Origin of the sequence: Streptomyces sp. SID14436 (genome assembly GCF_010548465.1) — a bacterium.
Taxonomy (GTDB): Bacteria; Actinomycetota; Actinomycetes; order Streptomycetales; family Streptomycetaceae; genus Streptomyces.
Map to the genome: position 1 here is coordinate 1 of NZ_JAAGMD010000655.1, position 11,926 is coordinate 11,926.

Annotated in this window: 14 protein-coding genes; 4 read left to right on the forward strand and 10 right to left on the reverse strand. The window is 73.7% G+C overall.

The window, feature by feature from the left end:
- Window positions 1-125 precede the first annotated feature (125 nt).
- Together G3I53_RS23155 and G3I53_RS23160 are read right to left on the reverse strand one after the other, a co-directional pair.
- Complete coding sequence (locus tag G3I53_RS23155) at window positions 126-341, reverse strand: I78 family peptidase inhibitor (RefSeq protein WP_164334122.1); 216 nt, start codon at window positions 339-341, stop codon at window positions 126-128.
- A 320-nt stretch (window positions 342-661) separates the two neighbouring features.
- Entirely contained in the window at window positions 662-1,651 is a 990-nt protein-coding gene (locus G3I53_RS23160) for a YafY family protein (RefSeq protein WP_164334121.1), read from the reverse strand.
- A gap of 388 nt (window positions 1,652-2,039) precedes the next feature.
- Here G3I53_RS23160 and G3I53_RS23165 point away from each other — a divergent pair, with 388 nt between their 5' ends.
- Both G3I53_RS23165 and G3I53_RS23170 read left to right on the forward strand, forming a co-directional pair.
- Window positions 2,040-2,828: a hypothetical protein gene (locus tag G3I53_RS23165; RefSeq protein WP_164345096.1), complete on the forward strand. Its 789-nt coding sequence runs from the start codon at window positions 2,040-2,042 to the stop codon at window positions 2,826-2,828.
- Between the two features lie 77 nt (window positions 2,829-2,905).
- The gene (locus G3I53_RS23170; protein WP_164337505.1) at window positions 2,906-3,319 is read left to right on the forward strand and encodes a hypothetical protein; all 414 of its coding nucleotides are present in this window, start codon (window positions 2,906-2,908) and stop codon (window positions 3,317-3,319) included.
- Window positions 3,320-3,391: 72 nt separating this feature from the next.
- Here the strand turns inward: G3I53_RS23170 and der are convergent, their stop codons facing one another.
- From der to aroH, 5 genes are all read right to left on the reverse strand, one after another.
- Window positions 3,392-4,882, reverse strand: coding sequence for a ribosome biogenesis GTPase Der (der, locus tag G3I53_RS23175; protein ID WP_164337506.1), 1,491 nt, complete (start codon window positions 4,880-4,882; stop codon window positions 3,392-3,394).
- Between the two features lie 75 nt (window positions 4,883-4,957).
- Window positions 4,958-5,605 carry a lysophospholipid acyltransferase family protein gene (locus G3I53_RS23180; protein ID WP_164337507.1) on the reverse strand — a complete coding sequence of 216 codons (648 nt, stop codon included), beginning with the start codon at window positions 5,603-5,605 and terminating at the stop codon, window positions 4,958-4,960.
- Window positions 5,602-6,288: a (d)CMP kinase gene (gene cmk / locus G3I53_RS23185; protein WP_164337508.1), complete on the reverse strand. Its 687-nt coding sequence runs from the start codon at window positions 6,286-6,288 to the stop codon at window positions 5,602-5,604. Before cmk ends, G3I53_RS23180 begins: the two co-directional genes overlap by 4 nt.
- 113 nt (window positions 6,289-6,401) lie before the next feature.
- Window positions 6,402-7,487, reverse strand: a complete 1,086-nt coding sequence (locus G3I53_RS23190) for a prephenate dehydrogenase (RefSeq protein WP_164337509.1) — start codon at window positions 7,485-7,487, stop codon at window positions 6,402-6,404.
- Entirely contained in the window at window positions 7,484-7,846 is a 363-nt protein-coding gene (aroH, locus tag G3I53_RS23195) for a chorismate mutase (RefSeq protein WP_164337510.1), read from the reverse strand. The genes G3I53_RS23190 and aroH overlap by 4 nt, the downstream gene beginning before the upstream one ends.
- A 253-nt stretch (window positions 7,847-8,099) precedes the next feature.
- Between aroH and G3I53_RS23200 the strand changes: the two genes are divergently transcribed.
- Together G3I53_RS23200 and G3I53_RS23205 are read left to right on the forward strand one after the other, a co-directional pair.
- Window positions 8,100-8,540, forward strand: coding sequence for a Rieske (2Fe-2S) protein (locus tag G3I53_RS23200; RefSeq protein ID WP_164337511.1), 441 nt, complete (start codon window positions 8,100-8,102; stop codon window positions 8,538-8,540).
- Between the two features lie 22 nt (window positions 8,541-8,562).
- On the forward strand, window positions 8,563-9,276 hold the full coding sequence (locus G3I53_RS23205) for a nucleotidyltransferase domain-containing protein (protein WP_164337512.1): 714 nt from the start codon (window positions 8,563-8,565) through the stop codon (window positions 9,274-9,276).
- Here G3I53_RS23205 and G3I53_RS23210 read toward each other — a convergent pair.
- From G3I53_RS23210 to G3I53_RS23220, 3 genes are read right to left on the reverse strand one after another with little or no spacing between them, the layout of a single operon-like run.
- The gene (locus tag G3I53_RS23210; protein WP_164337513.1) at window positions 9,254-10,291 is read right to left on the reverse strand and encodes a pseudouridine synthase; all 1,038 of its coding nucleotides are present in this window, start codon (window positions 10,289-10,291) and stop codon (window positions 9,254-9,256) included. The genes G3I53_RS23205 and G3I53_RS23210 overlap by 23 nt on opposite strands.
- On the reverse strand, window positions 10,291-10,968 hold the full coding sequence (scpB, locus tag G3I53_RS23215) for an SMC-Scp complex subunit ScpB (RefSeq protein WP_164337514.1): 678 nt from the start codon (window positions 10,966-10,968) through the stop codon (window positions 10,291-10,293). The genes G3I53_RS23210 and scpB overlap by 1 nt, the downstream gene beginning before the upstream one ends.
- On the reverse strand, window positions 10,965-11,858 hold the full coding sequence (locus G3I53_RS23220) for a segregation/condensation protein A (protein ID WP_343240671.1): 894 nt from the start codon (window positions 11,856-11,858) through the stop codon (window positions 10,965-10,967). The genes scpB and G3I53_RS23220 overlap by 4 nt, the downstream gene beginning before the upstream one ends.
- Window positions 11,859-11,926: the final 68 nt, after the last annotated feature.

Sequence of the window (11,926 nt, forward strand, 5' to 3'; positions counted from 1 at the left end):
CGGCACCCGCGCGGCACCACGTCGGCGACCCGCCCCTGACGGGCGGTCCGCCCCCACGCACCGGCCCCGGCTCCCGCGCCTCACGCGCGGGAGCCGGGGCCGTCTCCGTGCCGTCGCCGGGCGCGTCAGCCCTTCCAGGCCCGCGCCACCCGGCCGTCCCTGACCTCGAAGTTCAGCCGGCCCACGCGGTACTCCATGGTGATGATCGCGCCGGGCGGCAGGGCCCGCACGGTGGACCAGCCGCGCTCGCGCGCGCGGTGCTCGGCCCGGCCGGCGTCGAGACCGACATAGGTGTCCGGGCTGTCGTCGGGTTCCGCGGGAGGTGTCGGGAGGGATGCCATACGGTCACGCTATGCCCTGCCCGGTGAGCACGGAAGTCCGTCCCCGGAACGCCTGAGCGACACCCGTGGGGGGTCACACTTCTGTCACAGGATCATGACCGGCGTTTGCCCCGACGGCCGTCACACGGACGGGCGGTCCTGTCCCTCCTCCGCAGGTATGCGCCCGGAATTCCCGCGCGGCCCGCCGGGCCTTCCCGCGACGGTGCGCGGAATGCGCCGCGGAATGCGCAGGACGGCATTTCGCGGCGCCCGCCCGCGGCTGCACGAAAGGCGATTCCGGAAGCACCCCACAGGGAATGCACGCTTTTTTCACACCATCTTCAGACGTCCGGTGGCCGTGCGGCGCCGCCCCGGGACAGGGAGCGGGCGAGCCGGTCGCGCGCCGCCCGGATCGCCCCGGTCAGCTCGGCCGGTTCCAGCACCTCGAACTCGAAGCCCAGCATCAGCAGGTGCATCACCATCACCTCCGGGCTCGCCGCCCCGGTGCGCAGAATGCAGCGGTCCGGGCCGTCCGCCCGCAGCGTCCCCGTGCTCGGGGACACGCGCCGCGCGGCCTCCTCGAGCGGGACCAGCAGCCGGAGCACGGCGTGCGTGGCGTACGCGCGCGTGGACACGCCCTGCGAGACGTAGGCGGCCAGGTCCTCGGCGGGCGGGTCGCGGGGCACGAAGCGCGGCCCGTGCGGCGGTCTGGGGGCGATCCGGTCCACGCGGAAGGTGCGCCAGTCCGCGCGGTCGAGGTCCCAGGCGACCAGGTACCAGCGGTGCTCGGAGCACACCAGCCGGTGCGGTTCGACGGTGCGGCGGCTCTCGGCGCCGTCGTGGTCCCGGTAGGCGAACCGCAGGCGTTCGGCGTCCCGGCACACGTGGGCGAGCTCGGTCAGCACGGCCGGGTCGACGGCGTCCTCGCGCGGTCCGCGCAGCATCGGCACGGTGACCGCGTTCAGGGCGCCCACCCGGCGGCGCAGCCGGTGCGGCAGCACCTGCTCCAGCTTGGCCAGCGCCCGTACGGACGTCTCGCCGATGCCCTCGATGCCGTGTCCGGCGGCGGTGCGCAGCCCCACGGCCACGGCGACGGCCTCGTCGTCGTCCAGCAGCAGCGGCGGCAGTTCGGCGCCCGCGCCCAGCCGGTAGCCGCCGCCGGTGCCGGGTTCGGCGTCGACGGGGTAGCCGAGACCGCGCAGCCGGTCGACGTCCCGGCGCACGGTGCGGGCGCTGACCCCCAGCCGGCCCGCCAGGTCGGCGCCGGACCACTCGCGACGGGTCTGGAGCAGGGACAGCAGGCGCAGCAGACGTGCCGAGGTCTCCACCATGAGGCCAGTCTGCCGGTCCTCGCGGACGGGTACTGTCCTCGATCCGGCAGGGTGCGGGTACACCGGTCGCGCCACGTCTCGCAGCGGACCGGCGCTTTTCAGCCACCCCCTTCATTCGCTGATTTCCTGATTTGTCGACCGCCTCCCGCCGAGGCCCGCGACCTGCCCGGACCGCACAACAGCCCTGCTCCGTGGGGCGGTTGACGAGGAACGCGGGCTTCCGGTCCCGACGGCGCCGTGCGGGCCCGATGGTTCGATTCGGTTGCTCCCGGAGCGTGACTCCCGCCACCGATCGCCCGTTGTCTTCAGCATGAGCCGGGGACCCACCCGGACCACGGGCCGGGAGCCACCCGGTCCGGCCACGCACCGCATCCCGAGGGAGCCACCCGTGCCGCGCATGCTCGACGTCAGCGACGAGGTACGCGCCGAGATCGGCGACGAAGAAGCCGACCGTCTGCTCACCGGAGAGTCCGCCCAGGGCGGTTACGACTGCACGTCCTGCCGCACCCCCGGCGACCCGGAGCAGGAGCGCACCAGCACCGTCCTGTTCATCGGGGACGAGACCGCCGTCCTCGCCTTCGCCCACGCCACCTGCCTGCCCTCCCAGGTCGTGCAGGTCACCGAGGACCAGCTCCGCGGGGCGGTGCGGTCCATCTCCGGCGACGCCGCCGCGCAGCAGCAGCACCCGCAGCAGGTCGCCCCGGAGCAGGCCGTGCTCGGGGTGACCAGCGGGCTGGTGCTGATCTCCGGCGAACTGCACCCGGCCCTCGTCGTCGAGCCGACCGCGCCGGTCGCGCGGCCCGGCTCCCTCGGCCCGGGCGACGACTTCCTGCCGCTGCTCGCCGAGCAGGGCTTCCAGCAGGTCGCCGACCTGTCGGCGGCGCCGCACGTGCTGCACGGCTGGTCGGTGCTGCTGGCCGTGGGCCAGCTGCACGCGGTGCTCCAGCCGAACCCCAACGGCGGCCAGCCGGTGGCCTGGTGGCAGGCGCACCAGCCGCTCCAGGTCACCGAGGGCTGGCGCACGGCCGCCAACAAGCACCAGCAGGTCCTGATGTTCGCCGCCCCGGCGGGCACCATCGGCCGGCAGCCGCGCGAGGACCTGCTGCGCGACGCGCTGGACAAGGCGGCGGCGAACGGCCGGCTGGTCGCGGCGGCCCTGCCGCTCGCCGGCACCTGAGCGGCGCGCGGCAGGGGCGGGCGGCGAAAGCCGCCCGGTGCCCGCATCCCTTGCGGCACCAGGTCGTTTGGAGAGATGTGCACGCATACGACGCTCCCCGCCGCCCCGCCCTCCCCGCCCCCGCACGACCGGCGCAGGACATCCGGAGCGGCCCTTCGGCCACGCCGATCTACGACGCCCTCTACGCCGAGTACGTCAAGTCCTTCCGCTCGCTGCCGGGCGACCGCAGCGGCGAGGAGAAGCTGGGCTTCACCGCCTTCGGGAGCATCCCGCACGGTTCCGGCGCGTACGGCGCACCGGGCTCCGGACACCACCACGGCGGACCACAGGGCGGCGGCTCCTACAGCGCGTACAGCGCGGGCGCCGGCAGTGCCCGGCAGGGTGCGGGGCAGCAGCCGCAGTGGCAGCGCGTCGGCCCCGTCGGCCAGCACGCGGGCGGGATGCGGCACGTCCCGGCGGGGCTTCCCCCGGCCCCCCGCAGGGGCGCCTGACCGCAGCACGGCGAAGGGGCGGCCCCCGGGGGCCGCCCCTTCGTCATGTCCGCGCATCCGCGGGCGGGCGGATCACTTGTTGCGGCCGCGCTTCTCCCGCACGCGCACCGAGATGTGGATCGGCGTGCCCTCGAAGCCGAACTCCTCGCGCAGCCGGCGCTCGATGAAGCGCCGGTAGCCCGCCTCGATGAAGCCGGAGGCGAACAGCACGAACCGCGGGGGCCGGGTGCCGGCCTGCGTGCCGAACAGGATGCGCGGCTGCTTGCCGCCCCGCACCGGGTGCGGGTGGGCGGCGACCAGCTCGCCGAGGAAGGCGTTGAGCCGGCCCGTCGGCACCCGGGTCTCCCAGCCCGCCAGGGCCGTCTCGATCGCGGGCACCAGCTTCTCCATGTGGCGTCCGGTGCGCGCGGACACGTTCACCCGCGGCGCCCAGGCCACCTGGCCCAGCTCGGTCTCGATCTCCCGCTCCAGGTAGTAGCGGCGCTCCTCGTCGAGGGTGTCCCACTTGTTGAACGCCAGGACGAGCGCGCGGCCCGCCTCGACGGCCATGGTGACGATCCGCTGGTCCTGCACCGAGATGGAGTCGGCCGCGTCGATGAGCACGACGGCGACCTCCGCCTTCTCGACGGCGGCGGCGGTGCGCAGCGAGGCGTAGTAGTCGGCGCCCTGCTGGAGGTGGACCCGCTTGCGGATGCCCGCGGTGTCGACGAACTTCCAGGTCTTGCCGCCCAGTTCGATCAGCTCGTCGACGGGGTCGCGGGTGGTGCCGGCGATCTCGTTGACGACGACCCGCTCCTCGCCGGCGACCTTGTTCAGCAGCGAGGACTTGCCCACGTTCGGGCGGCCGATCAGGGCGACCCGGCGCGGACCGCCCACGGCGGTGCCGAAGGTCTGCGCGGGCGCCTCCGGCAGCGCCTCGAGGACCTGGTCCAGCATGTCGCCGGTGCCGCGGCCGTGCAGGGCGGACACCGGGTGGGGCTCGCCGAGGCCGAGGGACCACAGGTAGGAGGCGTCGGCCTCGCCGCTCGGGCCGTCCACCTTGTTGGCGCACAGCACGACCGGCTTGCCCGCCTTGCGCAGCAGCCGGACGACGGCCTCGTCGGTGTCGGTGGCGCCGACCTTGGCGTCCACCACGAACACCACGGCGTCCGCGGCCTCGATGGCGTACTCCGCCTGGGCGGCGACGGAGGCGTCGATGCCGAGGACGTCCTGCTCCCAGCCGCCGGTGTCGACGACCTTGAAGCGGCGGCCGGCCCACTCGGCCTCGTAGGTGACCCGGTCCCGGGTGACGCCGGGCTTGTCCTCGACGACGGCCTCGCGGCGGCCGATGATGCGGTTCACGAGGGTCGACTTGCCGACATTGGGGCGGCCGACGACGGCGAGCACGGGGAGCGGGCCGTGTCCGGCGGCCTCGATGGCGCCCTCCACGTCCTCGAGGTCGAAGCCCTCCTCCGCGGCGAGCTCCATGAACTCCGCGTACTCGGCGTCGCCGAGCGCCCCGTGGTCGTGCTCGGGCGCGCCCTCGTGGGCGTCCGAGCCGTCGGGCTGGATGTGGTCGTTCATGAAGTCCGTACCTCGTCGTTCATCGTGGTGGTCGGTGGCGCGCCCGGTCACGGGCACGCCACTACTCAGTGTCGCTCAGCGCCCGGTGAGGCGCCGCGCGTTCTCCAGGTGCGCGGTGAGCTGCTTCTGGATGCGTTCGGTGGCCGCGTCCAGCGCCTTGCGGGTGCGCCGTCCGCTGCTGTCGCCGGCCTCGAACGGGTCGCCGAAGACGACGTCGACGCGGGAGCGCAGCGGGGGCAGCGCCTTGACGAGCCGCCCGGCCCGGTCGGAGCTGCCCAGGACGGCCACGGGCACGATGGGTGCCCCGCCGCGCACGGCGAAGTAGGCCAGCCCGGCCCGGATCGCGGCGAAGTCGCCCTCGCCCCGGGTCCCCTCGGGGAATATGCCGAGGGCGCCGCCGTTCTCCAGCACGCTCAGGGCGCGCGAGATCGCGGTGCGGTCGGTGGTGTCCCGGTCCACCTTGAGCTGGCCGATCCCGGTCAGGAACGGGTCGAGCGGGCCGACGAAGGCTTCCTTCTTGATCAGGAAGTGCGTGGCCCGGGGTGCCACGCCCATGACCATCGGTCCGTCGAGGTTGTGGGAGTGGTTGACGGCGAAGATCAGCGGGCCGCTCGCGGGAACCCGCCAGGCGCCCAGCACCCGCGGTCTGAACAGCCCGTACATCAGGCCGACGCCGATGCGCCGCCCGATCTCGGCACCCCGCGCCGAAGGGACCTCGGTCACTTCCCCGCCCGCTTCTCCTCGACGAGGGTGACGACGCACTCGATGACCTGCTCGAGGGTCAGCTCGGTGGTGTCCACCTCGACCGCGTCGTCCGCCTTGGCCAGCGGGGAGGTCTTGCGGCTGGAGTCGGCCGCGTCCCGCTTGATCAGGGCCTCCCGGGTGGCCTTGACGTCGGCGCCCTTGAGCTCGCCGCTGCGGCGGGCGGCCCGCGCCTCCGGGGAGGCGGTGAGGAAGATCTTGAGGTCGGCGTCGGGCAGCACCGTGGTGCCGATGTCGCGTCCCTCGACGACTATGCCGGTCACCGCCGCGGCGGCGATCGCGCGCTGCAGCTCGGTGATCCGGGTGCGCACCTCGGGCACCGCGCTGACCGCGCTGACCTTGGCGGTGACGTCCTGCTCGCGGATCGGGCCGGCCACGTCGGTGCCGTCGACCGTGATGGCCGGGGCCTTCGGGTCGGTGCCGGAGACGATCTCGGGCTTGCCCGCGGCGGCGGCGATCGCGGCGGGGTCGTCGGTGTCGATGCCGTTGGTCACCATCCACCAGGTGATCGCCCGGTACTGGGCGCCGGTGTCCAGGTAGCTCAGGCCGAGCTGCGCCGCCACGGCCTTCGACGTGCTCGACTTGCCCGTGCCGGAGGGACCGTCGATGGCGACAATCACGGGGCGGGCGGCGCCGTTTTCCACGGAGGAACACCTTCCTGGTGCGCTGGAGAGGGGTGCGGGGGCGCGAGAGGGCCCCGCACAAGGTTACTGGCTCACCGGATGCCCTCCGACCGGCCCGTCGACAGCGCGACGGGTCACTGCCGGATCGCCCAGCCCCGCTCGCGCAGCGCCGCGGTGAGGACGGGCGCGGCCTTGGGCTCCACGAGGAGCTGCACCAGGCCCGTCTGCTGTCCGGTGGCGTGCTCGATGCGGACGTCCTCGATGTTGACGCCGGCCCGGCCCGCGTCGGCGAAGATGCTGGCCAGCTGGCCCGGCTGGTCGTCGATGAGGACCGCGACGACCTCGTAGACGCGCGCCGCGGTGCCGTGCTTGCCGGGCACCCGGACCTGGCCGGCGTTGCCGCGGCGCAGCACGTCCCGGATGCCCAGGACGCCGTCCTGCCGCTTGTCCTCGTCGGCGGACTCCAGGGCGCGCAGGGCGCGGACCGTCTCGTCCAGGTCGCCGGCGAGGTCCGAGAGCAGGTCCGCGACCGGCCCGGGGTTGGCGGAGAGGATGTCGATCCACATGCGGGGGTCGGACGCGGCGATGCGGGTGACGTCCCTGATGCCCTGCCCGCACAGCCGGACGGCGGACTCCTCGGCGTTCTCCAGGCGGGCGGCGACCAGGCTGGACACCAGGTGGGGCATGTGGGAGACGAGGGCCACGGCGCGGTCGTGCGCGTCGGCGTCCATGACGACCGGCAGGGCCCGGCAGTGCGAGACCAGCTCCAGGGCCAGGTTCAGCACCTCGGTGTCGGTGTCGCGGGTGGGGGTGAGCACCCACGGGCGGCCCTCGAAGAGGTCGGCGCTGGCGGCCAGCGGGCCGGACTTCTCGCGGCCCGACATGGGGTGGGTGCCGATGTAGGCCGACAGGTCCAGGCCGCGTGCCTCCAGCTCCCGGCGCGGGCCGCCCTTGACGCTGGCGACGTCGGCGTAGGCGCCGGCGACGCCCTCGCGGATGGCGTCGGCGAGCAGGTCGGCCACGTGGGCGGGCGGTGCGGCGACGATCGCCAGGTCGACCGGGCCGTCCGGGGGCTGGTCGGTGCCGGCGCCGAGGGCGGTCGCGGTGCGGGCCTGCTCCGGGTCGTGGTCGGACAGGTGCACGGTGACGCCGCGCCGGGTGAGGGCGAGGGCGGCGGAGGTGCCGATGAGCCCGGTACCGATGACGAGTGCGGTTCTCACTGGGCGATGTCCTTGCGCAGGGCGGCCGCGGCGCCGAGGTAGACGTGGGCGATGTCGGAGCGGGGCAGGTCGGACTCGATGTGGGCGAGGATGCGCACGACGCGCGGCATGGCGCCCTCGATGTCGAGTTCCTGGGCGCAGACGAGGGGCACGTCGACGATGCCCAGCTTGCGGGCGGCTGCCGCGGGGAAGTCGCTGTGCAGGTCGGGGGTGGCCGTGAACCAGACGCTGATGAGGTCGTCCGTGGTCAGACCGTTGCGCTCCAGGAGGGCGGTCAGCAGCGCGCCGACCTGCTCCTCCATGTGTCCGGCTTCGTCCCGTTCCAGCTGGACGGCGCCCCGGACCGCTCGTACCGCCACGACGGTGCTCCTTGCTGACGTGCGTATCGGCTGTTCGGTCGTCCAGCCTAGTCAGGGCGCGCGGCTCAGGTGTCCGCCGCCCGCCCGCTGAGACGGACGCGCGGGCGTGGTGTGTTCGTGTTCGTCCGGATTTGCTTCACCTTCGGTTTCTTCGGTGGAAAGATGCACAGGGCGTCGGCCGCTTCCGGCGTACGCGCGTCCCGGCGCCTCTCGCCGGGTCCGCCCCACCCCCCACATCGCACGGAGTGCCGACATGACCCATGACGCGACGCGACGCACGGTTCTGGTCACGGCCGGAGCGGCCGGAGCGGCGGCGCTGGCCGCCGCCTGCGGCGGGGGCGGGGGCGACGGCGGGGACACCGGTTCCGCCACCGTCACCAGCACGTCCGGACCGGACGCTCCCGGCGGCCGGGAACTGGTGCCGGCCGGGGACGTCCCGGTGGGCGGGGGCACCGTCCTGAAGGACGAGAAGATCGTCGTGACCCAGCCGACGGCGGGCGAGTTCAAGGCGTTCTCGGCCGTCTGCACCCACCAGCACTGCCTGGTGTCGACGGTGGCGGACGGCACCATCGACTGCCCGTGCCACGGCAGCCGGTTCCGGATCACCGACGGTTCCGTGGAGCGGGGACCGGCCACCCAGCCTCTCCCGGAGGAGCGGATCACCGTGGACGGAAATTCGATCCGCACGGCGTGAGCGGTCGGCGTACGCTCCCGGGATGCTTCCCGAGACCCTGGTCCGTGACCACACGATCTACGCCTGCGTCATGGGGTCGCGTGCCTTCGGTCTGGCGACGGAGGACAGCGACACAGACCGCCGGGGCGTGTTCCTCGCCCCCACCGCCCTGTTCTGGCGCTTCGAGAAGCCGCCGACGCACGTCGAGGGCCCGGCCGAGGAGCAGTTCGCCTGGGAACTGGAGCGCTTCCTCGGCCTGGCCCTGCGCGCCAACCCCGGCATCCTGGAGTGCCTGCACTCCCCGCTGGTGGAGTACGCCGACGCCACCGGGCACGAACTGCTGGCGCTGCGCGGGGCGTTCCTGTCCCGCCGGGTCCACGGCACGTACACGGGGTACGCCCGCGCGCAGCGCCGCCGGCTGGAGGCCGGCGTGCGCACGCACGGCGCCCCGCGCTGGAAGCACGCGATGCATCTGCTGCGCCTGCTGACCGCCGCCCGCGACCTGCTGCGCACCGGCACGCTCACCCTCGACGTGGGCGAACAGCGCGAGGCCCTGCTCGCGGTGAAGCGGGGCGAGGTGCCGTGGTCCGAGGTGGAGGCCCGGATGACCCGCCTGGAGCGCGAGGCGGAGGAGGCCGTCCACCACAGCCCCCTCCCGGCGGAACCGGACCGCCGCCGGGTGGAGGACTTCCTGGTCCGCGTCCGCCGCGCCTCGGCCCTCGGGCCGGACGTCCCTAGAGCTCGACCTCCTGCATGAGCATCCCGACCTCGGTGTTGGACAGCCGCCGCAGCCAGCCCGACTTCTGGTCGCCCAGGGTGATCGGTCCGAAGCCGGTGCGCACCAGCTTGTCGACCGGGAACCCGGCCTCCGCGAGCATGCGCCGCACGATGTGCTTGCGGCCCTCGTGCAGGGTCACCTCGACCAGGTAGTTCTTCCCGGTCTGCTCGACCACCCGGAAGTGGTCGGCGCGCGCGTAGCCGTCCTCCAGCTGGATGCCGTCCTTGAGCTGCTTGCCCAGGTCGCGCGGGATCGGCCCGACGATGTGCGCCAGGTAGGTCTTCTTCACCCCGTACCGGGGGTGGGTCAGCCGGTGCGCCAGCTCGCCGTGGTTGGTCAGCAGGATGACGCCCTCGGTCTCGGTGTCCAGCCGGCCCACGTGGAAGAGGCGGGTCTCACGGTTGGTGACGTAGTCCCCCAGGCACTGCCGGCCCTCCGGGTCCTCCATCGTGGACACCACACCGGCGGGCTTGTTCAGCGCGAAGAACTGGTACGACTGCGTGGCCACGGTCAGGCCGTCGACCTTGACCTCGTCCTTCTCCGGGTCGACGCGGCGGCCCTGCTCCAGCACGATCTCGCCGTTGACCTCGACCCGGGCCTGGTCGATCAGCTCCTCACAGGCGCGCCGGGAGCCGTAGCCCGCGCGCGCCAGCACCTTCTGCAGGCGCTCGCCCTCCTGCTCCGCGCCGGGGAACGTCTTGGGCAGCTTCACCTGCTTCTTCCCGGCGTAGCGCTCGCGGTTGCGCTCCTCGATCCGCGTCTCGTACTCGCGCGAGCGGGCCGGAGCCGGACGGCCACGGCCCTTCTGCGGCTTCGCGCCGCCGCCCCGCCCGGCCTTCGGTCCGTCCTTGGTGGCGCCGGGTCCCACGTCGTAGCGGCGCTCCTCGGGGCGGGGCTTGCGGGGGCGGCCCTGCCCCTGCTTCTGGTCCCTGTTGTTGCCGGCACCACGGTGGTTACCGCGTCCGCCGCTGTGTCCGCTGCCGCTGCTTCGCATCAAATGTCCGTCGTCGTCGTGTTCGTCTGGGGACCGTCGTCCGGGTCCGGGGCATCCGGATCGAACGACGGCACGCCTTCCTGGGTCTCGGCCTCGATCGCCTCCGCCTCCGGCAGGAACGGCGCGAGCTCCGGGAGCTCGTCCAGACCGCGCAGGCCCATTCGCTCCAGGAAGTAGTTCGTCGTCGTGTACAGGATCGCACCTGTTTCGGGTTCCGTGCCCGCCTCCTCGATCAGACCCCGCTGCAGGAGGGTGCGCATCACACCGTCGCAGTTGACTCCGCGGACGGCGGACACCCGGCTCCGGCTGACCGGCTGGCGGTAGGCGACGACCGCGAGGGTCTCCAGCGCGGCCTGGGTGAGGCGGGCCTGCTGGCCGTCCAGGACGAAGCCCTCGACGGCCGCCGCGTACTCCGGGCGGCTGTAGAAGCGCCAGCCGCCCGCGACCAGCCGCAGCTCGAACCCGCGGCCCTGGGCGGTGTACTCGTCGGCCAGTTCGGCGAGCGCGTCCGCGATCCGGCGCGCGGGACGCTGCAGTATCTTCGCCAGGTGCTCCACGGTCGCGGGCTCGTCGACGACCATCAGGACGGCTTCGAGGGCGGGCTTGAGGTCCAGGTCCGCGACGGAGGGCACTCCGGCCGCGCCGCCGTGCCCGGCGGTGGTGTCGTCGTCGCTCATGCCCTGCTCTCCTCCTTCTGGCCCTCCGTGGCCTGCTCGGGCGGCCGGTCGAACTCGTCGGTGACGGCCGGGTCGGCGTCACCGTCGCCCCCGGTCCAGCGCACCGTCAGCTCGCCCAGCGCGCTCTCCTGGTCCAGGGCGACGGCCTTCTCCCGGTACAGCTCCAGCAGGGCCAGGAACCGGGCCACCACGGTGAGGGTGTCGTCGGTGTCCTCGACGAGCGCGCGGAAGCTGGCCTCCCCGAGCTCCCTCAGCCGCGCCACCACGATCCCGGCCTGCTCCTGCACGCTGACCAGCGGCGCGTGGATGTGGTCGACGTACACCTGGGGCTTCGGCCTGGGCTGCATCGCCTTCACCGCCAGCTTCGCGAAGCCCTCCGCCCCGATGCTGATGACCACGTCCGGCAGCAGCTCGGCGTGGTGCGGTTCCAGGCCGACGGTGCGGGGGTGGCGCCGGGCCTCGGCGTCGAGGCGGTCGCTGAAGATCTCCGCGATGCGCTTGTACGCGCGGTACTGCAGCAGCCGGGCGAACAGCAGGTCCCGCGCCTCCAGCAGGGCGAGGTCGGCCTCGTCCTCCACCTCGGCGGCGGGCAGCAGCCGGGCGGCCTTGAGGTCCAGCAGGGTGGCCGCCACGACGAGGAACTCCGTCGTCTCGTCCAGGTCCCAGTCCGGCCCCAGCGCCCGGATGTACGCCATGAACTCGTCGGTCACCCGGGACAGCGCGACCTCGGTGACGTCCAGCTTGTGCTTGGCGATCAGCTGCAGCAGCAGGTCGAACGGCCCCTCGAAGTTGGCCAGCCGTACGGTGAACCGCCCGTCGTCGGCCTCCTCCCCGGCCTCCTCCCCCGCCTCGGCACCGGCACCGCCGGCGTCGCCGTCCGGCGCCGACACCGCCGGTACGCGGCCGTCGGGCCCGTTCTCCGGCCCCGCACCGCCGTACGGCGCGCCGGGCTCCGCAG